This window comes from Altererythrobacter sp., from assembly GCF_050299635.1.
GTDB lineage: Bacteria > Pseudomonadota > Alphaproteobacteria > Sphingomonadales > Sphingomonadaceae > Erythrobacter.
Genome location: NZ_JBNKWF010000013.1, coordinates 20,905 through 43,497 on the forward strand (window position 1 = coordinate 20,905; position 22,593 = coordinate 43,497).

20 protein-coding genes are annotated in these 22,593 nt (G+C 60.4%); 9 read left to right on the plus strand and 11 right to left on the minus strand.

Annotation, left to right across the window (positions count from 1 at the left end):
• Positions 1–76: 76 nt before the first annotated feature.
• The 3 genes from ACQY6C_RS08615 to ACQY6C_RS08625 all read right to left on the minus strand — a co-directional run bounded on the left by ACQY6C_RS08615 (position 77) and on the right by ACQY6C_RS08625 (position 5,980).
• Positions 77–3,499, minus strand: coding sequence for a TonB-dependent receptor (locus tag ACQY6C_RS08615; RefSeq protein WP_427967581.1), 3,423 nt, complete (start codon positions 3,497–3,499; stop codon positions 77–79).
• A gap of 232 nt (positions 3,500–3,731) precedes the next feature.
• A complete protein-coding gene (locus ACQY6C_RS08620) occupies positions 3,732–4,661 on the minus strand; it encodes an isopenicillin N synthase family dioxygenase (RefSeq protein ID WP_427967584.1) in 930 nt (309 codons plus the stop codon).
• An 11-nt stretch (positions 4,662–4,672) separates the two neighbouring features.
• On the minus strand, positions 4,673–5,980 hold the full coding sequence (locus tag ACQY6C_RS08625) for a NupC/NupG family nucleoside CNT transporter (protein ID WP_427967587.1): 1,308 nt from the start codon (positions 5,978–5,980) through the stop codon (positions 4,673–4,675).
• 138 nt (positions 5,981–6,118) lie between these two features.
• On the opposite strand from ACQY6C_RS08625, the gene ACQY6C_RS08630 reads away from it, so the two are divergent.
• Positions 6,119–6,805: a queuosine precursor transporter gene (locus tag ACQY6C_RS08630; protein WP_427967590.1), complete on the plus strand. Its 687-nt coding sequence runs from the start codon at positions 6,119–6,121 to the stop codon at positions 6,803–6,805.
• Here ACQY6C_RS08630 and ACQY6C_RS08635 read toward each other — a convergent pair.
• From ACQY6C_RS08635 to ligK, 3 genes are read right to left on the minus strand one after another with little or no spacing between them, the layout of a single operon-like run.
• Positions 6,802–7,671 (minus strand): amidohydrolase family protein, encoded by an 870-nt coding sequence (locus tag ACQY6C_RS08635; RefSeq protein WP_427967593.1) that lies wholly within the window; start codon positions 7,669–7,671, stop codon positions 6,802–6,804. The two genes, ACQY6C_RS08630 and ACQY6C_RS08635, sit on opposite strands and share 4 nt — an antisense overlap.
• Complete coding sequence (locus tag ACQY6C_RS08640) at positions 7,664–8,722, minus strand: 4-oxalomesaconate tautomerase (protein WP_427967596.1); 1,059 nt, start codon at positions 8,720–8,722, stop codon at positions 7,664–7,666. Before ACQY6C_RS08640 ends, ACQY6C_RS08635 begins: the two co-directional genes overlap by 8 nt.
• 10 nt (positions 8,723–8,732) lie before the next feature.
• Entirely contained in the window at positions 8,733–9,407 is a 675-nt protein-coding gene (ligK, locus tag ACQY6C_RS08645) for a 4-carboxy-4-hydroxy-2-oxoadipate aldolase/oxaloacetate decarboxylase (protein ID WP_427967599.1), read from the minus strand.
• Positions 9,408–9,510: 103 nt separating this feature from the next.
• On the opposite strand from ligK, the gene ACQY6C_RS08650 reads away from it, so the two are divergent.
• Positions 9,511–10,677, plus strand: a complete 1,167-nt coding sequence (locus ACQY6C_RS08650; protein ID WP_427967602.1) for a LysR family transcriptional regulator — start codon at positions 9,511–9,513, stop codon at positions 10,675–10,677.
• Positions 10,678–10,679: 2 nt separating this feature from the next.
• On the opposite strand, the gene ACQY6C_RS08655 is transcribed toward ACQY6C_RS08650, so the two are convergent.
• The gene (locus ACQY6C_RS08655; RefSeq protein WP_427967605.1) at positions 10,680–11,519 is read right to left on the minus strand and encodes a class III extradiol dioxygenase family protein; all 840 of its coding nucleotides are present in this window, start codon (positions 11,517–11,519) and stop codon (positions 10,680–10,682) included.
• An 11-nt stretch (positions 11,520–11,530) separates the two neighbouring features.
• On the minus strand, positions 11,531–11,878 hold the full coding sequence (locus ACQY6C_RS08660; RefSeq protein ID WP_427967608.1) for a protocatechuate 4,5-dioxygenase subunit alpha: 348 nt from the start codon (positions 11,876–11,878) through the stop codon (positions 11,531–11,533).
• 209 nt (positions 11,879–12,087) lie between these two features.
• Between ACQY6C_RS08660 and ACQY6C_RS08665 the strand changes: the two genes are divergently transcribed.
• From ACQY6C_RS08665 to ACQY6C_RS08695, 7 genes are read left to right on the plus strand one after another with little or no spacing between them, the layout of a single operon-like run.
• Positions 12,088–12,897 carry a DUF1932 domain-containing protein gene (locus ACQY6C_RS08665; RefSeq protein ID WP_427967611.1) on the plus strand — a complete coding sequence of 270 codons (810 nt, stop codon included), beginning with the start codon at positions 12,088–12,090 and terminating at the stop codon, positions 12,895–12,897.
• Entirely contained in the window at positions 12,894–13,919 is a 1,026-nt protein-coding gene (locus ACQY6C_RS08670) for an amidohydrolase family protein (protein WP_427967614.1), read from the plus strand. The genes ACQY6C_RS08665 and ACQY6C_RS08670 overlap by 4 nt, the downstream gene beginning before the upstream one ends.
• Positions 13,916–14,344, plus strand: a complete 429-nt coding sequence (gene ligA, locus ACQY6C_RS08675) for a protocatechuate 4,5-dioxygenase subunit alpha (protein WP_427967617.1) — start codon at positions 13,916–13,918, stop codon at positions 14,342–14,344. The genes ACQY6C_RS08670 and ligA overlap by 4 nt, the downstream gene beginning before the upstream one ends.
• 1 nt (position 14,345) lies before the next feature.
• Positions 14,346–15,206 (plus strand): class III extradiol dioxygenase subunit beta, encoded by an 861-nt coding sequence (locus tag ACQY6C_RS08680; protein ID WP_427967620.1) that lies wholly within the window; start codon positions 14,346–14,348, stop codon positions 15,204–15,206.
• 25 nt (positions 15,207–15,231) lie between these two features.
• The gene (locus tag ACQY6C_RS08685; RefSeq protein WP_427967623.1) at positions 15,232–15,594 is read left to right on the plus strand and encodes a hypothetical protein; all 363 of its coding nucleotides are present in this window, start codon (positions 15,232–15,234) and stop codon (positions 15,592–15,594) included.
• 50 nt (positions 15,595–15,644) lie between these two features.
• Positions 15,645–16,604: a Gfo/Idh/MocA family oxidoreductase gene (locus ACQY6C_RS08690; RefSeq protein WP_427967626.1), complete on the plus strand. Its 960-nt coding sequence runs from the start codon at positions 15,645–15,647 to the stop codon at positions 16,602–16,604.
• Positions 16,595–17,590 carry an aldo/keto reductase gene (locus ACQY6C_RS08695; protein WP_427967629.1) on the plus strand — a complete coding sequence of 332 codons (996 nt, stop codon included), beginning with the start codon at positions 16,595–16,597 and terminating at the stop codon, positions 17,588–17,590. Before ACQY6C_RS08690 ends, ACQY6C_RS08695 begins: the two co-directional genes overlap by 10 nt.
• A gap of 7 nt (positions 17,591–17,597) precedes the next feature.
• Here ACQY6C_RS08695 and ACQY6C_RS08700 read toward each other — a convergent pair whose 3' ends face one another.
• From ACQY6C_RS08700 to ACQY6C_RS08710, 3 genes are all read right to left on the minus strand, one after another.
• On the minus strand, positions 17,598–18,716 hold the full coding sequence (locus tag ACQY6C_RS08700; RefSeq protein WP_427967632.1) for an NAD(P)-dependent alcohol dehydrogenase: 1,119 nt from the start codon (positions 18,714–18,716) through the stop codon (positions 17,598–17,600).
• Positions 18,717–18,801: 85 nt separating this feature from the next.
• Complete coding sequence (locus ACQY6C_RS08705) at positions 18,802–21,456, minus strand: TonB-dependent receptor (protein ID WP_427967635.1); 2,655 nt, start codon at positions 21,454–21,456, stop codon at positions 18,802–18,804.
• Positions 21,457–21,575: 119 nt separating this feature from the next.
• Positions 21,576–22,538, minus strand: coding sequence for an AraC family transcriptional regulator (locus ACQY6C_RS08710; RefSeq protein WP_427967638.1), 963 nt, complete (start codon positions 22,536–22,538; stop codon positions 21,576–21,578).
• Positions 22,539–22,593: the final 55 nt, after the last annotated feature.

A 22,593-nucleotide genomic window follows, 5' to 3' on the forward strand; every position in this document is an offset into this window, starting at 1 on the left:
GCGAGCCGCTCAAATGCAAACGGCGGAGCTTCCGAAGAAGCCCCGCCGCTGTTGTTCCGGTTACTGATCGTAGGGATCAGAACTGGTATCGGACACCAAGCTGAATTCGCCAGATCGACGACGAAGTGCTGATCTGTTGCGTGTCATCGGGGTTGAAATCATCAATGACGTAACGTCCTTCAGTGTCGAAGTCACCGTCGACAACATCGACCAGCTGGCCATCACCAAAGATACCGCGGGCACGACGCGTATTCCAGCGACTGTTGAGCATATTGAGGAAGTTATCGATATCGGCGAACAGTTCAATCCGATCATCGACAAATCCAAACAGGCTGGCAGGCCCAGGAATTTCCTGGCTGATGCGCACGTCGAGATCGTGGTGCCAATCATCCGAACACGTGTTGCGCTTAATCGTTTGTCCCGCAGTATAGCCACAACCCGAAGCGGCGACATAATCGATCAGAGCCGAGATTGCAGCCGGATCTGAAGACGGGGAAACGTTCGGATCATCGATCCCTGTGGGGACATAGAGCAGTGCGTTGTCGCTGCCCGAATTGCTGTCACCCCAGACACCGCGACCATCGAAAGTCAGGCTGTAAGGACGGCCCTGCTGAGCGGTATAGTAGAAACCAAGGTTGGTTTGATAATCGCTGAAGAACTGCTCCTTGAAATTGATCGCGAAGCTGAAACGATGCGTGGTTTCATAGTTCGATCGGCCAATGGCAGGATTCTGCCGGTCGAATGCCGCCGATTCATCATAGCTTGATGTTGCGGTTGAACTGTTGGCATTCCGGAAGTTGTCTGCATTGGTATAGGCGTAGCCGAAGTTCACGAAAGTGCTTCCACCATCGGTGAAGATGCCGCCGTTGAACTTCTTCGACAGGATGATCGAACCAACATGGCTCTCATAGCTTCGGCCATTGGTCAGCTGAATCTCGTCGTCTCGGCTTGTCGCAAAACAAGGAGAGTTGACGTTGGTGTAGACGGGAGGTGTCCCCCCCGTTCCTTGGAGGACGGCAGTACATCCCGCATTGCTTGGATCGATCGAACGATAGATTGGCCGCCCGTCGATCATGAACCCATTGAGGCCGAGGGAGGGATTCACCACCGCTGCCAAATCAACGAAGTTCAGCGGATCGATGAACTTCGAGTAGATGTAGTCAAGATTGAGATTCCAGCCGCTGAAGAAGCCGCTATCGGTCAGGTTGAGCTCCGACTTGAAACCCAGGTTCGCGCGCAACACGGTCGGAACGTCGAAGTCAGGATCGGTCGATTGGGTATCCGATAGGCCAGCTGCCGCGCTTGCCGACCCTGCGTCCTTCACACATTGCGGAAAGCCGGTGAAGTTGCCGCTGGCGTCGAGCACGTTGGTTGGCGTAGCCCCACAGAACACCGAGGTACCAAGGCCAGTCGAGAAACCATTGTTGGAAAAGGCGTTAGAGAAGTACACGACCGGATCGCCTCCGGAGAACATGCCAACACCACCGGTCAAGCGTGCACCGGCAAACATGCCTTCGGTATTGAGGTCATAGGTGAAGGAGGCCCGGGGAAGGATTACCGGGTCAAGTTTGCTGAAGGGGTTGGCGTTGGTAAACCCATATCGCGCAACGAATGCCGGGTTGTACCGCGGTGCGTCACCATCATACCACTGCACACGAACGCCCAGCGAAACATCAAGCCGGTCACTCACATTCCAATCGTCCTGCGCGTAAACCGACCAGATCTGGCGGCCGAACCTCGCTGCGGCTTCGTTAATGTCGCCACTCGGTGTCGCATTGATGTCTGCACCATAGGCCAGGCCCTGCCCAATCTCCTCCGCATCTGGGAAGAACGTGAAGCCATCGCTCAGAATGCCGTTTTCGAAGTCATCGAGATTGTCAAAATACAGCGTGCCGGTGGCGTTGATTGCGAACAGGTTGTACACCTGCAAATCATTCAATTCGGCCCCGATCTTGAAGGCATGATCTCCGCCGTCGACGTTGATCTGGAACTTGTACTGATCGACAGTCTGGTCGAGTTGGTTTGCCGAACGGAAGATACCTGGGCCGGTGCTCAGCGCGCCATAGTTCGTACCGCCACTGCCATCGGGAAGAGATACGCCCACCGAAAGGCGAGTGATCGGGTTGTCCGACTGCGCTTCACCGCCACCAACGGGTCCCTGTACGTCTCCAACCTCAGAACGCGAGAAGCGCAGCTCGGTTGAAACCTTGTCTGTCCAGTCAGAATAGAGGCGGGCCGAATAGTAATTGGAGATCGTGCCTTCATCTTCAAAGCTGTTAAGGCCGGTCAACTCGTTGTTTCCATTGTCGGATTCGACATTGGTTTCCTCAAGCCGCTGATAGGCGAGCTCAAGGCGATGATCTTCGGTAATGTACGCATCAAGACGTCCGAAGTAGCGGACACTCGATTCCGGCAAGGTGCGCGGATATCCGCCAATGTCCTGCCCATAGACGTTCTGCGCGATCTGCGCGAACCGATCGAACTGCGCCTGATCGACGAAATCGGCTTCATTCACGAAGCCCATTCCGGTTGGGCCATAATCATTGGCGTCACCCAGATCGGTTTCTTCGTAGCCAGCAAAAAAGAACAGTCGGTCCTTGATGATCGGACCGCTAAGCGTTGCACCCCAACGTTTCTCGGTGAACGGATCGGTGGTGCGATCGAGACCGTCGACCTTATTGCCACGTAGATCTGAGTTGCGGAATGCGAAGAACGCAGTTCCATGGAAATCATTCGATCCCGACTTGGTCACGACATTCACGAGACAGCCGGTGAAATCCGAATATTCGACATCAAACGGAGCGAATTCGACCGATGTCTGCGCGATCGCATCGAAAGGAATTGGCAAGGCATTGCGTGCCGCGAATGGAGTGCCGTTGAGACCGAAAGTGTCGGCCTGGACGATACCGTCAACCGTGAAGGTGTTACTCCGGTCGTTACCGCCAAGGCAGGAAATCCGGTCAACTTCGTTCGAACGATCCAGGCTGACGCGCGGATCGATCCGGATAATGTCGCGCACGTCGCGAGTGATCGAAGGGAAAGCCTCGAGCGTTTGCTCATCGAATGCGATGCCCGGACCAACTGCAAGCTGCGTAGCACTGACGCGAGCCCCGGTAACGATGATCACATTTTCGGCAGCTCCGGACTCCAGCGACGCCAGACGGAAAGTGAAGCCCGTGTTACCCGAAATATTGATGAACTGGTCTTCGACCGTCTGCCCTTCGAATCCAGGTGCCGTCGCAGTGACAGTGTAGGGGCCGCCAGGAACCAGGGACCCAACACGGAAATTGCCGTCCTGTCCGGCTTTGAGCGTGCGGGTCTGTCCGGTACGGGTATCGGTTACTGTTACCGCTGCGTTCGAAACGGCATTGCCGTCTTCGTCGAGAACGCGACCCTCGATACCCGAAGTAATCTGCTGCGCCTGCGCAACGCTCGGCGCCATTGTTGCGGCCGCAGAAAGCGAAACGACGCTCGCAGCCAGAAGATATTTGATTTTCATGACGGATAACCCCTGAAATTCGTGGACAAAGAAGTCTTAGGAGACGCGCCGCCGATAGGGACGCCACACTGCGAAAAGAAGTATCTTCTGTTACCGTGATGTGACAACGCGCGCTGGATTTATCCACATCCGCCTGGAATCAGCATTATTGAGTGTTTTCAAATAGATATATGTGTTGCTGCAATGCAACAACCTTAAAGAATCTAGCAATTGTCGTAAATTGCCCGGTCATTCAGGCGAGATTGATCTCTCGCAAGCGCTGTTGAAGGAACTCGTGGCTCGAAATCGGCGCGGGTGCTTCCGACTCGCGACCCGGCTCGATGCAGCTCGGCAGCGTCTCGATCACATAGTCGGGGCGGAAGTGAAGGAAGAAGGGCATCGAGAAGCGCGAGCGCTTCGCTGCTTCGCCACGCGGATTGACCACCCGGTGCGTAGTCGAGCGCAAGACGCCATTGGTCTGCCGGTCCAGCATATCGCCGACATTGATGACCAGAGCGCCCTCCGGCACATCGACCGATTTCCATTCGCCTTGCTTTGTGAGCAGTTCCAGGCCGGCTTCCTCCGCACCCAGCAGCAGCGTGATCGTGTTGATGTCCCCATGCGCCGCAGCGCGGATCGCCCCTTCCGGCGCGTCGTCGCCCAGCGGCGGATAATGGAGCAGCCGCATGACCGAATTGCCGTCTTCGACAGTCGGCGCGAAGAATTGCCGGTCGAGCCCCAGGTGGAGCGCGATCGCTTCCAGCACGCGCAGCCCGGCTTTCTCGAACGCCAGATAGAGGCCACTGAAAGTATCGCGAAATCCCTCGACCTCGCTCGGCCAGAGATTGGGTGCCATATAGCTCGCCAGCGGATGGCCTTCAGGCAGCGAGCGCCCGACGTGCCAGAACTCCTTGAGATCGAAGATATCGGCGTCCTTGGCCTTCTCGGTCCCGAACGGCGTATAGCCACGCGCGCCCCCGCCGCCTTCGATCTTGTAGGCCATCTTTGTGGCTTCTGGCAGAGCGAAGAATTCCTTCGACTTCTCCTCCGCCCGGTCGATCAGCTCTTGCGGGATGCCGTGGTCGCGCACGACGGCAAAGCCATATTCGGCAAAGCTGCGTCCAAGCTCGTCGGCGATGGTTTCGAGCGGCTGCTCAAGCGAAACAATGGCAATGTCACTCATGAGGCTGACCTTTAATAGGGGAGGAACAGTCCCGCCAGTGCCGCGCTCATCAAATTGGCGAGGCTACCGGCGGCGAGCGCCCTGATACCCATCCGGGCAATCACGGGTCTTTGATTTGGCGCAAGACCGCCCGTGACCGCCATCTGGATCGCGATGGAGGAGAAATTGGCGAAGCCGCATAGCGCGAAGGTGACGACCGCGCGGCTGCGATCGCTCAGGCCCTGAAGCTGACCGAGATCGATGAAGGCGACGAACTCGTTGAGGACTATCTTGGTCCCGAACAGCCCGCCGGCCGTCCCGGCCTCTTCCCATGGAATACCGATCAGGAACATGACCGGCGCGAAGATCCAGCCCAGCACTTGCTGGAACGACAGATCGGGATAACCGAACACGCCGCCCGCAGCGCCGAGCAGGCCATTGGCGAGCGCGACCAGCGCCACAAAGGCCAGCACCATCGCGCCGACCGCCACCGCCAGCTTTACGCCCGTCTGCGCGCCTTGCGCCGCCGCCTCGATCACATTGGCGGGGCGCTGCCCTTCCTCGAAAGTCTCGGCAACTTCGACCTCATGCGCCTTGCCGCCTTCGACCAGCGCACCCGGCCCCTCGCCGCTGATGCGCGATTGCGGCAGCGCCACATCGCCCGAACCAGCCGCGTCCTCTTCATCCTCGTCCGGCATGATGATCTTGGCCATCACGATGCCGCCCGGCGCCGACATGAAAGCCGCCGCCAGAAGGAAGGGCAGGTATTTTGCCCCGAGCAGCCCGGCATAGGCGGCCAGGATCGTGCCCGCGACACCGGCCATGCCCACACTCATCAGCGTGAACAGCCGGCTCGGCGGGAGCGCGGCCAAATAGGGGCGCACCACCAGCGGGCTTTCCGACTGGCCGACGAAGATATTGGCGGCTGCACCCAGCGATTCGACCTTGCTGATGCCGGTCACGAAAGCGATCGCCCCGCCCACCCAACGCACGACCCGCTGCATGATCCCGAGGTAGTAGAGGATCGAGACCAGCGCGGCGAAGAACACGATCACCGGCAGTGCGCCCAGCGCAAAGGTATTTTTGAGCGGATTGTCGACACCGAACAGGAATGCCGTACCCGCATCGGCATAGGACAGCAGCGCTGCCACGCCATTGGACATGCCGAGGATTACCGCCCTTCCCCAGCCGGTGGCAAGGACCAGAAAGGCCATGAATGCCTGCAGTGCAAATGCCGCGCCGACGACCCTCAACCTGATGCGTCTCTTGCCCGTCGACAGCAGGAAGGCGATCAGAAGGATCACCAGGATCCCCGCTATATTGGTGACAAATGGCGGCATGGAACCTCTACGATGGCGGACAAGTTGCGGATGAAATTAAGCAATGTCTTGCGCGCTCGCCGCCGTTAGTCAATTTCTGCAGTGCCCGGGCCGCGCGTCCGTTCACAGATGATTTCGCGCGAAGGGGCGCATCGAGGCATGGACGAACCCACTAATACCGATCTTTCCCAAGCCGCTGCGGCCATGCCGCGCGGATTGTTTGTCTATATGCTGCTCTATGGCGGCATGACGGTTCTGGCCGGTGTATTGGCCTTCAAACAGGTTCAGCTGCCCCCTACCGATCTGGCGGTGGAGGCGGGCATCTTCGCCTTTCTCGCACTGGTCGTGATTTCGAGCACGGTTTCGCAACTCTATGGCCAGTCGGTCGCCAATCGGATCGTGCTGTGGGGATTTGTGCCTTTGGGCATTTCAGCCGTGCTGATGCAGCTCGTCCTTGCTCTCCCGCCATCGACCGAGATGGTTACGTTCCGGCCTGACGATCTTGCCGCCTTCGAACAGGTACACCACTCGACCTGGCGCGTGTGGCTGGCGGGTCCGGCAGCCTATCTCACGTCGCTGCTTCTCAATGTCTGGATCTTCTCGAAGCTCCGCGGCGAAGGCGAAGCGACGACTTTGGGCCTTATGGTCAGAGGCGCTGTCGCATCCGCCCTCAGCCAGGCTGTGGATTCGCTGATCTTCATTACGCTCGCCTTCTATGGCGAGTTCGATATCACCAACCTGCTGATCGGTCAGGTGATCGCCAAGGTGACGCTGAGCGTGGTCCTTGTGCCCTTCCTCATCGCGGGCGGCGTGGCACTGGCGAAGAAGCTCGATCGCGCGGGCTAGTCCGCCCAGTAAAGCCTGTCCGGATTATCGACCAGCAGTTTGCGCTGCAGTTCTTCGCTCGGCGCGATGCGCGGGATCATGTCGACCAGATGCCCGTCATCGGGGAGCACATTCTGCTGATTGGGGTGCGGCCAGTCGGTGCCCCAGATGCAGCGATCTGGGTAATCGGCAACGAGCGGCGCAACCGCTTCGGCAAACCTGTCCCAAGGATCGCCTGAAGCATCGAGCCGGTCGGGGCAGGTCGGCTTGAAGTGAATGTCCGGACGGCTTTCAAGCAGCGCACGGAATGCCTTCATCTCCGGCCCGTCCGGGCCCTGCGACACGTCGGGACGGCCCATATGGTCGATTACCAGCGGCACCGGGATTGCATCGAGGAAGGGCCGCAGCTCTTCCAGAATGTCAGCCTCGAAATAGATCACGACATGCCAACCGGCAGGCAGGCGGCTCGCCACCTCCAGGAATTTGTCCTTGGGTGCATTGTCGACCAGCCGCTTGAGGAAATTGAAGCGAATGCCGCGCATGCCGCCATCATGCAGCAGTGCCAGCTCTGCCTCGTCGATGTCTGGATCGACCACGGCCACGCCGCGCGCCTTCCCGTTCGATTTGGCAATCGCGTCAAGCGTGGCGGAATTGTCAGTGCCGTGGCAGCTCGCCTGGACGATCACATTCTTCGAAAAGCCCAGGTGGTCGCGCAGGGCGAACAGCATGTCGGGCCCGGCATCTTCGGGCAGGTATTTCGCCTTGGGGCTGAAGGGGAATTGCGCCATCGGGCCGAACACATGGCAATGCGCATCGACCGCACCGGGCGGCGGAGTGAAACGGGGTTTGCTCGGCGCGGAATGCCACGAAGTGATACGTTCAGACATAAACTGTTCCATCCATCAGTTTGCGCGCGGTGCGCAGCAGGGCGCTGCTGACGACTTCGCCCGCATCGTCCACTTCGAGAACGCAGCTCATCTCGCCGCTTGGGTGCTCGATGCTGAGCGTCTTGCGGCGGCCATCTGGAATCTGCGCCACTTGGGATGCAGGCGATCCGGGCACGAGGCAGGCGGTCGCCGCCGTCACCGCACCCAGCACGCCGATCGAAGCATGTGCGCGATGCGGGATGAACACCCGTGTCGTCACCGCACCGCCATTTCGCGGAGGAGCAACCAGCGTCATCTTGGGCACGCTCTTGTCCTTGACGTTGCCAAGATTCATCAGCGGCCCGGCCGTCAGCCTGATCTGTTCGATCTTCTCGCGGATCGGAGCAAATGCCTCGCCCTCAAGCTCTTCGCGGCTTTCATAGCCTGTGGCCCCGACATCTTCCGCCTTGAAAACGATGCAAGGCATGCCGTTGTCGATCAGCGTGCATGGCACGCCCCCGATCACATCAACAGCATTGCCGGTCGGTAATAGCGCGCCGCAGCTCGAGCCGGCCGTGTCACGAAATTCGAGCGGGATCGGCGCATGTGTGCCGGGAACGCCATCGATCCGCGCGTCGCCTGCGTAATTGACTGTTCCGCCTGGCGTTTCGACCGTGGCAATGGCCACTTGCCCGGTATTCTCCATGAAGATGGAAACCTTGGTCTCGCCATCCTCGGCCGCGACCAGGCCGCGCTCGATAGCGAAGGGCCCGACCCCTGACAGGATATTGCCGCAGTTTTGTTGGTCGGAGACGATCGCCTGATCGACGAAGACCTGCAGGAACAGGTAATCGACATCGATCCCTTCGCGCTGCGACTTACGGATCACCGCGACCTTGCTGGTCAGCGGATCGGCCCCACCCATGCCGTCAATCTGGCGCGGATCGGGGCTGCCCATGACGCGTAGCAGGAATGCGTCGCGCTCCGCCGTATCGGCAGGCAGATCGCTTGCGAGGAAGTATCCTCCCTTGGAGGTCCCGCCCCGCATCCACATCACGGGCGCGGAAGTCATGGCGGGCCGGTCAGATATACTTCAGGCCTTCCTTCTCGAGCCGCTCGCGCATTTTGTACATGTCGAGACCGAGCACACCGCTGGCGAGTTTCTGCCGCTTCTCTTCCTCATTGGCTTCGCGTGCCTGCGCGGCCTTCAGCACTTCGGCCGCCTTTTCGCGGGGCACGCAAACCACGCCGTCGTCGTCCGCCACGATCACGTCGCCCGGATTGACCGCCGCACCGGCGCAAACCACCGGCACATTGACGCTGCCGAGCGTGTTCTTGACCGTGCCTTGCGCGAAGATCGCCTTCGACCAGACGGGGAAACCCATTTCGGTGAGGTCGCGCACATCGCGCACGCCGGCGTCGATGATAAGCCCGCGGCAACCGCGCGCCTGCGCGCTGGTGGCGAGTAGATCGCCGAAATATCCGTCCTCGCATGGGCTGGTTGGGGCCAGCAGCAGGATGTCGCCATTCTTGAGCTGTTCGATCGCAACATGCACCATCCAGTTGTCGCCGGGAGGCGCGCTGATCGTCACAGCGCTGCCTGCAATGCGCGCACCGGAATAGATCGGGCGCATATAGCTGGCGAGCAGGCCGGTGCGCCCTTGCGCCTCGTGCACAGTCGCGACGCCGCATGCTCCCAGAGCATCCACCACCGCAGGATCGGCACGTTCGATATTCTGTACGACTACTCCGCTCATGCCCGGCCTCCATGCTTTGGCTACTGCAAACGATGCCGCAGCAGGTCAAAAAGGGGAAAGAGAATGTCTGGCCTAGCGATTAGTTTTCGCTAAATACAGTCCAATGGAGATTTGGCCCTTCAACCTCAGGCACCTGCAGGCAGTGGCCAAAATCGCTCGGCTCGGGACGATCAATGCGGCTGCCAATGCGGTAAATCTGACGCAACCCGCCATAACGCAAGCCTTAGCGCGGTTGGAAGGACAGCTTGGCCTGCCGCTGTTCGAGCGTCGGCATGACGGGATGGCTCCCACCGAAGCGGCTGAATTATTGGTGCCCCGGATCGAAGCCGCGCTGGCGCATATCGCCAGCCCGCATGTCACTATGGCGCGATTGCGCGCGCTGCTCGCGCTCGCCGATAGCGGCAGCTATGCCGGGGCGAGCATCCTGACGGGGCTCTCGCTCCCATCGATTCACCGCGCTGTGAATGACCTTGCCCTGGCGATGCGCCGCCAGCTCGTCGAGCGCAAGGGCAAGGCCGTGGCGCTATCCGATACCGGCAATGATCTGGCCCGCAGCTTCCGGCTTGCGCGAGTGGAGCTTGAGACGGGGCTATCGGAAATCGAGGCGCTGAAGGGCCATGAAACGCGGCGTATTGCGATCGGTGCAATGCCGCTTTCTCGCGCGCGCGTCCTGCCTGCAGCGGTTACGCGATTCCAGCGCAAGCATCCGCAGGTGCGCCTCTCGATCGCGGAAGGATCGCGTGCCGAACTGGTCGATCCGCTGCGCAACGGCGCGCTCGACCTCATGATTGGCGCCTTGCGCGATCCCCTGATCGAAGCCGAACTGTCGCAGCAGCCGCTGTTCGAAGATCAACCCGCGGTATTTGGCCGCGGCGATCACCCGCTGGCAGGAACGAATGCCGATCCTTCCGAACTGGCCCGCTATCCCTGGACCGTCCCGGCCCATGGTGCGCCGCTGCGCGATACCTTCGAACGTCTGTTCAACGAAGCGGGGATAGAGCCGCCGCGCGTTCCGATCGAATCCGGGTCGGTGATGATGATCCGACAGATCCTGATCGACAGCGATTTCCTGACGCTGCTTTCGCCCGATCAGGTAGCAGTTGAAATAGAGGCCGGTTGGCTCGCCCGCGTCGCGACGCCTCCTTCCGGTTTCGGCCGGACTATCGGCATAACGACGCGCGCGAACTGGCGCCCCACAGAGGTTCAGCGCGAGTTTCTCTCCGATCTGGAGGCGGCGGCACGGGATGTCCCAGGGCGTCGCCGGTCCTAGAATCAGGCCGGTTCGAGCACCATGGTGGCAGCGGCGGTGTTCGAAATGGGGATATGGTAATTGCGGTGGCGTTCCACGGCACCCGGCCCCAGCGCTCCGCGCGCGGCGATCCAGTTGAGAACTTCGACCCCCTGTGTGCCGGCAAGGCGCACGATTTCATGGATCGAATCCCGCGTCATGGCATCGGGGTCCTTCGACAGGTTCTCCATGCAGAACTCGTCATATTCCTTGTTGATGAAGCCCGCCCGCTCGCCATCGAGCTGATGCGATAACCCGCCTGTGCCGATGATGACGATCTTCTCGTCGCCTTCCCAGCTTTGCAGCGCCTTGTACACGCTACGGCCCAGCGCGAGGCAGCGCTTGGCCGATGGAAGCGGATGCTGCACCGTGTTGATACCGATCGGAACGAGCTTGACCGGCCAGGCTTCGACATCGGGCCAGGCCAGCTCGAACGGGATCGACAGTGCGTGATCCACCAGCATCTCCTGGCAGGTGACGGGATCGAACTCATCCCCCACCAGCCCGTTGATGATGTGCCAGCTCAGCTCGGGATAGCCCTCGATCGACTTGTAGGTCGGCAGGCCCCAGCCTTCGTCCGCATTGCGATATTCCGCAGCCGCACCCACCGCGAAGGTCGGCATCTTGTCGAGGAAGAAGTTGAGCCCGTGATCGTTCGAGAAAGTAATCGCGACATCGGGTTTGACCTCTGCAAGCCATTCGCGAACCTTGGGAAATCCGTCAAAGAAGGGCTTCCAATAGGGATCATTCTGGTCCCCCCGCGCAATCGCCCCGCCAATGGCGGGCACGTGACTGGTGAAATAGGCGCCTACGATCTCGGCCATTGTATCTCTCCTTATGCCTGATCGAGCAGGCGCTGTTTGAACTCGTCGACGCTCAAGCCGGTCTGCAGCGCACCCACATCCTGAACGTTGAGACCGAGAATTCCGGCCAGCTTGGCGAGGTAGTAGATGTTGCCTCCCGCCTCGATCATGCCGAGCACGCTGCGATCGGCGACGGCCTTGCGCTGCTCCGGCGTGAGGTTGAACTTGGCACAATAGGCATCCTCGTCTTCGACGAAGGCCTTGCGGTTTCTCTCGTCATTAAAGGAGAAGCACATTGCATTGATTGCATAGCCCTTCTTCGCGGCATCCCCGTCGAACAAGGTGGTTCCCGGGATAGGAGCGCCGGGTTCTCCAGTCATTCCAGCGATTGTCATGGCAAAATCTCCCTCGCATCACCTGCGTTGGAACCCTGCTATTCTATCGTTCCACGAATTCACTTTGACCTGAGTCAATAACGGTTGAACCTCATCCTCCGGGCACATAAATCGAACCTTGATTAGCATGAACTTATGCCAATCCGGCACTTCCGATTTGCCAAATTCGGCTCTGTGGCCGACTCACGCAGATCATGACATCGCGCGTTTCGCTTATCGGGTTTGGAGAGGCCGGATCGACATTTGCCCTTGCCGGCAAATGGGGCGCTGATGCGCGTGCCTACGATCTGCTAGAACAGCGCAAGAGCGTGATGGTGCAGGCTGGCACCTCCGTTTGCGCGAATGCGGCAGAAGCGCTGGACGGAGCGCGGACCGTGCTTTCGTTGGTAACCGCCGACCAGGCATTGCCTGCCGCTCAGGCCTATGCCCCTCTGCTCGCGCCCGGTGCGATCTGGTGCGACATGAACTCGGTCGCGCCAGAGACCAAGCGAGCTGCCGCCGAAGCGGTGGAGCAGGCTGGCGGGCGCTATGTCGATGTCGCTGTGCTGGCGCCCGTCGATCCTGCCCGCATGGCAGTGCCGTTGCTTCTATCGGGCGCTGCGGCGGAGGAGGCAGCCGCTGCGCTCGCGTCGCTCGGATTCTCGAATGTCCGTGTAGTCGGCAGTGAAGTGGGCCAGGCCAGCGCGATCAAGATGATCCGCTCTGTCATGGTCAAGGGCATCGAAGCGCTGACTGACGAGATGATGGCCGCCGCCAATGCCGCAGGCGTATCCGAGCAGGTCCTCGCTTCGCTCGATGCGAGCGAGAAGCGGGTCAGCTGGCATGACCGCGCCAGCTACAATCTGGAGCGAATGCAGGTCCACGGCCTGCGTCGCGCCGCCGAAATGGAAGAATCGGCAAGGACGCTACGCTCGCTCGGTGTCGATCCGGTGATGACCGAGGGGACAATCCGCCGCCAGCGCGATGCGGCCTCGGCCGATAGCAAAACGAAGGATGCTGCATGAGCCTGATAATCGATTGCCACGGCCATTACACCGTGCTCCCCAAGGGGCACGATGCCTGGCGCGAGGCGCAGAAGGAAGCCTACAAGGAAGGCAATGCCCCGCCGCCCTACCCCGAGATTTCCGATGACGAGATCCGGCAGACGATCGAGGACAACCAGCTGCGCCTGATCAAGGAGCGTGGCGCGGATTTCACGATCTTCTCGCCGCGCGCATCGGCCATGGCGCATCACATCGGCGACCAGGAAGTAAGTGCGACCTGGGCCGCGCATTGCAACGATCTGATCTACCGTGTGACGCAGCTCTTCCCCGATACCTTCATCGGCGGCTGCATGTTGCCGCAAAGCCCGAAGGCGGATTTGCAAGCAAGCATCAAGGAACTGCGCCGCTGCGTCGAGGAGCTGGGCTTCGTTTCCTGCAACCTCAACCCCGATCCGGGCGGCGGCCATTTCGAGCATCCCCCGCTGACGGATGAATACTGGTTCCCGATCTACGAAGTGATGGAGGAGCTGGGCGTACCCGGAATGATCCACGTTTCGGGGTCCTGCAATCCGGCGATGCACGCCACCGGCGGGTTCTACCTTGCGGCCGACACCGTCGCCTTCATGCAGCTGTTGCAGGGCGATTTGTTCAGCCGCTTCCCCGGCCTCAAGTTCATCATCCCGCATGGCGGTGGCGCCGTCCCCTATCACTGGGGCCGTTATCGCGGCCTGGCCGACATGCTGAAGCAGCCGAGCCTGGACAAGCACCTGATGAACAATGTGTTCTTCGACACCTGCGTCTATCACCAGCCGGGCATCGACCTGCTGGCTGACGTGATCGAGAACAAGAACATCCTGTTCGGCAGCGAGATGGTGGGCGCGGTGCGCGGTATCGACCCGACCACCGGCCATTATTTCGACGACACCAAGCGCTATATCGATGCACTCGACATCAGCGACGAGGAACGACACGCGATCTTCGAGGGCAATGCCCGCAAGGTCTTCCCGCGCCTCGATGCAATCCTGAAGGAGAAGGGGCTATGAGCGATCCCAAAGCCGCCCGGCCGACCCAGAACATTCACGAATATCTGGCGGAGTTCGAGGACATCCCCGGCACGCGCGTCTACACTGCAGCGCGGGCCCGCAAGGGATACCACATCAACCAGTTCGCCATGAGCCTGATGAAGCCGGAAAACCGCGAGCGTTTCCGCGCGGACGAAAAGGCCTATCTCGACGAATGGGACATTTCGGACGAGGGCAAGCAGGCCCTGCTCGACCGGGATTACAACAAGCTGCTCGACCTGGGCGGCAACGTCTATTTCCTCTCCAAGCTGTTCTCCACCGACGGGCTGAGCTTCGCCGAAGCGGTGTCCACGATGACCGAATACACCTTCCCCGAATACCGCGAGATGATGCTGAAGGGCGGCCGTTCGCCTGAAGGCAACCGTTCGATCAAAGGAGGCTACTGACATGGCCAGAATTACTGCTGGCGTCGCCTCCAGCCACGTCCCCCTGCTCGGCGTTGCAGTCGATCAGGGCAAGAGCGATGACGACTATTTCGGCCCGATCTTCAAGGGTTATGAGTGGACCAAGGAATGGGAGAAGCAGGAAAAGCCCGATGTGGTGATCCTGGTCTACAACGACCACGCTAGCGCTTTCGACATGAAGATCGTGCCCACCTTCGCGATCGGTTGCGGAGAGCGCTACAAGAGCGCGGACGAAGGCTGGGGCCCTCGCCCCGTTCCTGACGTGATCGGCGAGCCGGACCTGGCGTGGCATATCGCGCAGAGCCTGATCCTCGACGAGTTCGACATGACCATCATCAACGAGATGGACGTCGATCACGGGTTGACCGTGCCGCTCAGCATGATGTTCGGCCAGCCCGAGGAATGGCCCTGCAAGGTCGTGCCGCTGGCGGTCAATGTCGTGACCTATCCGGTCCCCTCCGGCAATCGCTGCTGGGCACTGGGCGAAGCGATCAAGCGCGCGGTCGAAAGCTACCCCGAGGACCTCAACGTGCAGATCTGGGGCACGGGCGGGATGAGCCACCAGCTCCAGGGCCCACGTGCCGGCCTGCTCAACCGGGAGTGGGACAACAAGTTCCTCGACCTGCTGGTCGGCGACACGGACGAAGCGCGCTGGATTCCGCATATCGAATATCTGCGCGAAACCGGCAGCGAGGGTATCGAGATGGTCATGTGGCTGATCATGCGCGGGGCGCTGGGCAAAAAGACGAATTGCCTGCACCGTCATTACCATATCCCGTGTTCAAACACGGCAATTGGCCATATCGTGCTCGAGCCGGTGGAGGAGGAAACCGCAGCGGCTTAAGAAATCGATTGTGAGGAGGCAGGCGATGAGCTGGGATGAGCAGCTAAGGCAAACATTCGAACAGGTTCGAAAGTCGCGGAGCAGGCTCAAGGACCTGGCAAGGTCCAGCACCGAGGGCTGGCAAACCGATTATGGACGAGCCCGCCAGGAACTCAGCTCTTCGCTCAGCGACCTCGAATCAACGGCCCGCACGGTGGCTGAGGCTTCATCCGATGAACTGTTCAAGGAATGTCATGAAGCCGTAGCCAATTTTCAGCGCAAGCTGGAAAACCATCAGGCCCGCTGGCCGGTCCTCATCATCAAGGACCGCAACGACGATTATCGCAAATCCATGGATGAAGTGGATGCGAGCTTTGCGGAACTGGCACAAAAAATGGACCGCATTTGAATTTGGAAAGGCAGCTCCGATGGCTGCCAGCATGAACCCTGGAGACTTGAATGAGAATCGCACTCGCAGGCGCCGGAGCATTTGGCGAGAAACACCTGGACGGACTCCAGAAGATCGATGGCGTCGAAATCACCTCCATTATCAGCCGCACTGGCGAGCAGGCAGCGGAGGTCGCGGAGAAATATGGCGCGAAGCACAGCTCGACCGAACTTGAGGATGCGCTGGAGCGCGACGATGTCGACGCAGTGATCCTGTGCACGCCGACGCAAATACATGCCGAACAGGCGATCCAGTGCATGGATGCTGGCAAGCATGTGCAAGTAGAGATACCGCTTGCGGACAGCTGGGCCGATGCACAGGCTGTTGTTGCGAAGCAGCAGGAAACCGGCCTTACCTGCATGGTTGGCCACACCCGCCGCTTCAATCCTTCGCATCAATGGGTGAGGCAGAAGATCGATGCTGGCGATTTCAATATCCAGGCAATGGATATCGAAACCTTCTTCTTCCGCCGCAAGAACATGAACGCCAAGGGTCAGCCGCGCAGCTGGACCGACCACCTGCTCTGGCACCATTCGGCGCACTCGATTGACATTTTCCAGTACATGACCGGCTCGAAGGTCGTGACCGCCAACGCGATCCAGGGCCCCAAACATCCGGAACTGGGCATCGCGATGGATATGTCGATCCAGCTCAAGACCGAAGCAGGCCAGATCCTGACTCTTGCGCTCTCGTTCAACAATGACGGGCCGCTGGGCACCTTCTTCCGCTATATCGGCGATACAGGCACCTATATCGCGCGCTATGATGACCTCGTCACCGGCCGCGAAGAGCCAATCGACCTCTCGGGCGTGGCGGTATCCAACAATGGCATCGAACTTCAGGATCGCGAGTTCATAAGCGCCATCAGGGAAGGACGTGAACCCAATAGCTCGGTCGCCCAGGTGCTCGATTGTTACCGCGTTATCGGAGAACTCGCTGCCAGCCTTGAACAGCAGGATGGATGGAGTTGATGCAGCGAATACTAGGCGACCGCAAGGTCCAGCCAATCGGGCTGGGCTGCATGAATCTGTCGTGGGCCTATGGCGACCCGCCTCCGCATGAAGAGAAGATCCGGCTGCTCAACGAAGCGCTCGATTTGGGATATGACCATCTCGACACCGCCAATATCTATGGCTTCGGCAAGAATGAGGAACTGCTGGGCGAAGCGGTAATGCACCGGCGTGGCGAGTTCTTTCTGGCCAGCAAGACCGGGATCATAGTCGACGGGCCGCGGCGCGGGATCGACTGCTCACCCGATGCGATTTCGGAATCGCTCGATGCGAGCCTCACGCGCCTCAAGACCGAGCATATCGATCTGTTCTACATGCACCGTTTCGATCCCAAAGTGCCCATCGCCGACAGTGTCGGCGCAATGGCCCGGGCAATCGAGGCAGGCAAGATCGGCGGCTATGGCGTGTCCGAATGGTCGGCTGCGCATATCCGCGAAGCGCATGCCGCGCATCCGATGGCCGCTGTGCAGACCGAGTTTTCGCTCTGGACCCGCAATGTCGAGCTGGGCGTGCTTGAGACAACACGCGAGTTGGGCATCGCGCTGGTCGCCTTCTCTCCAGTCGCGCGCGGCGCATTGGGCGGAGAGCTCAAGGACCCGCAGAGCCTGGGCGAGAAGGATTTGCGCCGTTCGCACCCGCGCTTCGACGACAAGAACTGGCCGAGGAACCTGGCGCTGATCGAACAGTTTGATGCGCTGGCGGCTGAGAACGGGTTAGAGCCCGCTGAGCTCGCGCTGGCCTGGGTTCTGGCGCAGGGCGACCATGTCCATGCCATCCCGGGCACGACAAGTCTGGATCATATGCGGGAGAACTTCGCAGCGATCTCTGTCGAACCCTCTGCCGAACTGCTCGATCAGGCAGGTGCGATCATCAACCAACAGACGGTTTCCGGGCACCGCTATCCGGACGTCATGCGCAACACGATCGATACCGAAGACTTCGTCTGACGCCCGGCTATTGGCCGTCAAACCGCACGATCGGCTTGACGACTGCGCCGCTTTCGCCCGCTTCGATGGCAGAGGCCAGGTCCTCGAAAGCGAAAAACTCGACCAGTCGATCGAAGGGGAATTGCCCTGCCCGCCAGTATTCCACCAATTGGGGAATGAAGGCCTGAGGGTCGGCACCCCCTTCCACGACCCCGCGAATGACTCGCCCGCCGCTCAATATATGCGTGGCGTCAGCCGTCAGCGCCGCTCCGGGAGGGAATGCGCCGACGATCGCCAGTTCGCCGCGAGGCGCAAGCGCCATCACCGCATCATTGGCGACGGTATCCTTTCCTGTCGTATCGACGATATAGTCGAAACCAAGCGGCAGGCCGGAAGCGGTTGCGACCGGCATGGCGCCGCCGTCAAAGGGCTCATAGGCATGGGTCGCGCCCAGATCGAGCGCGAGCTCCAGACGCTTCTTGTTGGGATCGATTGCGACGATCGTTGCAGCTCCGGCAATCTTCGCAGCCATCACGGACGATAGCCCGACCGCGCCCACACCGATCACCGCGACGCTGGCGCCAGATCGAACCTTCAGCGAGTTCAAGATCGCGCCGGCGCCGGTCTGGAAGCCGCAACCGAGCGGCCCAAGCATTTCCAGCGGGAGATCGGACGGAACCTTCACGACGTTTCGCTGATTGACCAGCGCATGGCTGGCAAAGCTCGATTGCCCGAAAATATGGTCATGCACGGTTGCGCCCGATGCATCGGTCATTCCGCTGGTGCCATCGCCCCGCTGCCCCAGAAAGTTCAGCGGGAACCAGCTGTGGCAATAGGCCGGTTCGTGTGCGCCGCAGGGTTCGCAGCCCCCGCATGAGGCAAAGCTGAGCACCACATGATCGCCAACTGCAAGCCCAGTGACACCTGCACCGACACGTTCAACAACTCCCGCACCTTCATGGCCTAGCACGGCGGGAAATGGGATGGGCAAGAGCTGGTCGCGCATCACCATGTCGGTATGGCACACGCCGGTGGCCACCATCCGGACCAGCACCTCGTCATCGCGCGGATCTTCGAGCTGAACCTGTTCCAGACTGGGCGCCGCTCGCGCTTCACGCTGGACTGCAGCAAGAGCATTCGTCCCCATTCTCGTCTCCATTAGCTTACGCGCTAGGAATCCGGCCCCGGCAGGCTGCACGAATGCAGCAGCCGGAGCCGGTCAGCGGCCCACTCTAGAATTCAAATCCCAGTCGCACGTACCATTCGGAGGGCCGATTGTAGCTTCCGAAGTACACGCCAGCGGCATCGTTCGCGCCTCCCGAAACAAGGTAGCGCTCGTCAGTAAGGTTGGTGCCGCCCACCGTCAGATCCCAGCGACCGTCGGGCTCTCTATAGGATATGCTGGCGTTGAGGATGTCGATTGGCGGACGACGCAAGGGCAGATAGCGCGCGACGTCGTTCCAGACCTCGGACTTGTGCGTCCAATCGGCAAGGAGGACGACGGAACCGCCATTGCCGAGCGACAACTCGTAGCGCGGGCTGACATTGATCGACCATTTGGCCGTTTTCGGCAGCGATGCGCCCACGAATGCCCCTTCGCGCAGACCGGGAATGGGGCCGGAAGTCGCTGTCACGCTCGGCGCAACCTCGGTGAATTTCGCATCGAGATAGCCCACCGCCGCATTGAGCGTGAAACCGTCAAAAGGAGCGACGACCGCTTCAAGCTCGAAGCCCTTGATCCGTGCAGTACCGGCGTTGTCGATCGTTGGCGAAGTGCCGATCTGCTGGTTGAGCTGCACGTCCTTATAATTGGTGGTGAAAACCGCGCCGTTGATTTGCAGCGTCCGCCCGAGCAATGTCGACTTGAAGCCCGCTTCCCATGTCTCGGCGACTTCTTCGTCGAAATCGGGTGCTACACTGCCCTGCGGATTGGTGAGGCGGGTCGTCCAGCCACCCGTCTTGTACCCTTCCGAATAGCTCGCGTAGAGCATGACATCGTCAGCCGGGAATAGTTGCACGCCGATCTTGGGCGAGAAGTTGGAGAACTTCTTCTCATTGACGCCGGGAACAAAGACCCGCACCGGATTGGTCGGATCGGGATAGGACAGCGCGGCGAAACAGGGCGGCCCACCTGCTGCCTGCGGCGGAGCGAGCGGGAAGTCTCCGAATGGATAGATCGTCCCATCCGGATCCGCGCAACCGAACAGCTTGTAATTGCCGCCGTTGAGGTCCTGCTGGCCACCTTCGAACTGCTTGGTCTCATTCGTGTAGCGCCCGCCCAGCGTGATGCCGAGCCAGTCAGTCACCTTGAAATCGAGCTGCGCGAAGAAGGCGTAGTTTTCCGTGTCGAACTGGTTCGGCCCATCGACCTGCAACAGGCCTTCATCGAAGGTCACGAAATCGTGCAGGTCGCCCTTCTCTTTGAAGTAATAGGCCCCCAGGACCATATCGAGCCGTCCGCCCAACAGGCCGTTTCCGAGGACTTGCAACTCTTGCGAGAACTGCTCCTGATTCTGCGAGAAGGTCAGCTCGAGCATGGTCAGCGGCGATCCGTCGACATCCGTGCCCGCCTTCCAGTGGCTCTCGCGATAGGCGGTAATCGAACGCACGGTGAAGAGATCGCCGAGGTCTGCCTCGATATTTCCCGCAACGCCCCATGCTTCCAGATCGTTGAAGGTCGGGCCGGTCGCATAGGATTTGTCGGGATCGCCAGTAATGAAACGGCCGTCCCAGGGTAGTCTGTCGTTCGATGGATCGCCATCGGCGTTCACACCGGCAATCGAGCCTAGGAGAAGGCCGGGATAGACGCTGGTGCCGCGCGCGCCACACAAGGCATCGGCTCCGCGCGCTGCGATGTCGGCCGGCGAAGAGTTGATGCAGAAATTATACAGCCCTGCGAACAGGAAGCCGTCGACCGGAGCGATGGGATTGATCGCCGTTCCGGGAAGCGGGTTGGTCGGCGCGAACGGCCCGGGCGGGAAGGACACGCCGAGCAGCGAGCTGTTCTGGCCCGAAGAATCCTGGTTAGTGTAATCGCCCGACAGCGTGACACGGAACGGACTGCCAGTATCCCATTTCAGCTTTCCGCGCAGGCTGACATTGTTGTCCCCGCTCTGGCGTGAATGCGTATCGTAGGCGGCGTGGTTGAAGCTGGTGAAACTGTCCGAATTGGCAATCGCCCGCATTTCGGCTGCAGTCCCTTCATAGGGAATGCGCTTTTGGAAACCTTTGCGGCTCGTCGCAGCGGCAGTTACGGAGGCGGCAAGCCCTTCCGCCAGCGGCAAGTCGACGACCGCCCGCGCCTTGAGCAGCGAGAAGCTGCCGGTCGTGATGTCGCCCTTTACCCGGAACTCGTCGCCCGGATCATGCGTCACGATGGAGACTGCACCGCCGATCGTGTTCCGTCCGAACAGCGTCCCTTGCGGCCCCTTGAGAACTTCGATCCGTTCCACGTCGGGCAGGTCCTGATTGGCCCCAACCGTCCGCGCGAGATAAACCCCGTCGAGATAGATCCCGACGCCCGGATCGATGTTGAAGGCGAAATCGTCCGATCCGATGCCGCGGATGGTCGCGGAAAGCACGGCCGAAGAACCAGAGAAGGGCGTGCCGCCGTCCAGGTTAACGTTCGGCGCCAATGCCCCGAGCGATGCAACGTCGGTTACTGCACGCTCTTGCAGGGCTTCGCTGCCGAATGCACTGATCGCGATCGGCACATCCTGCACGTTTTCTGCGCGCTTTTGAGCCGTGACAATGATCTCGCTGATGCCGCCGGATTGCGCCTGTCCGGCCCCGGCCTCGCCAGCAGTCGCCTCCTGGGCATGCAGCGGCGCGGACAGACCAGCTACGCCCATTGCGAGAGCGCTGGCTCCCAGAAACAGATTCCTCATTTTGATATCTCTCCCGATGGTCATTGCCGGGAAAATAGGCCTCTTGAGTGCAAATTGCGTTGGACGAGCGCGAAAATTACCTGTGCGAACGCGCAGGAATCTGCGGCTGAGGGCCGAAGTCAGTGCTTCTGGCGGTATTGGGCCGGACTGCAGCCCAGCAATGCGCGAAACCGGCGCGAGAAATGGGCCGTGTCCTGATAGCCGCAATCAAAGGCAATCGATCCGATGCGGACTTCGGGTTCGAGCACCAGCCGCCGGGCGGCCCGCTCGATCCTGCGCCGACAGATTATCTCGCGCGGCGTTGTCCCGCGCGTCGAAACCGCCGCCTGCAGCTTTCGCAAGGAAACGCCCAGTTCCTGCGCCAGCACGGCAGGCGACAAATCCGGATCATGCAATCTGGCATCGACAACCCGATCCATCGTGACCAGAAGCTGGCTACCGCATTTGCGACGGCCATCTGCGCTCCCTGCATCCTCTGACTTCAATGCCATGCCAATCATTTCGAGCAGGATCGGACGATATTGACCCATGCTCTCCTGTTCGGCGGCGCTGCCCGCTTCGCTCCACAAGGAACGGACGAAGCTTTGCAGGACTCGCGTGTTGACTTGCCGAATGGAGACCTTCGTGGCGATTGCGGCTTCGATTTCATCGTCCGAGAGGGTCAGGCTGGTCCGCGGCGCGTCGATGATCGAAACCTGATGCGGTGTGTAGAAATCGAACTCGTAATGCTCTTCCGCAGCGCACATCACCGCATCGCCCGGTGAAACCTCGACGGTTCGCCCACGCTGTGTCAGCCGCCCGTGGCCACGCTCGATCAGGTGAAAGACCAGGCGCGCGCCATCAGCATGTTCGCGATTATCCAACCGTCTGCTGACGCGACAGGCGGGGCTCTGCGGCATGACCAGAGCGAGATCATCCATGGTCCAGCGCGAAAGTTCGGCCTTGCTAGCCCCGTATTCGGGATCCATCACCAGTCCGTTGAAGGTCTGTCCCAGCAGGTTGTTCCAGTAGTCGAGCCATTTGGCCGAACCACGGAATCGGGAATCGAAATGTTCGATTATGCCCTTGCCCAGCGCATCCATTCGCCTTTGCCTCCCAGTGGCGCGTCAGGCTCTTTGGCCCGATCTCGCCTCTTGC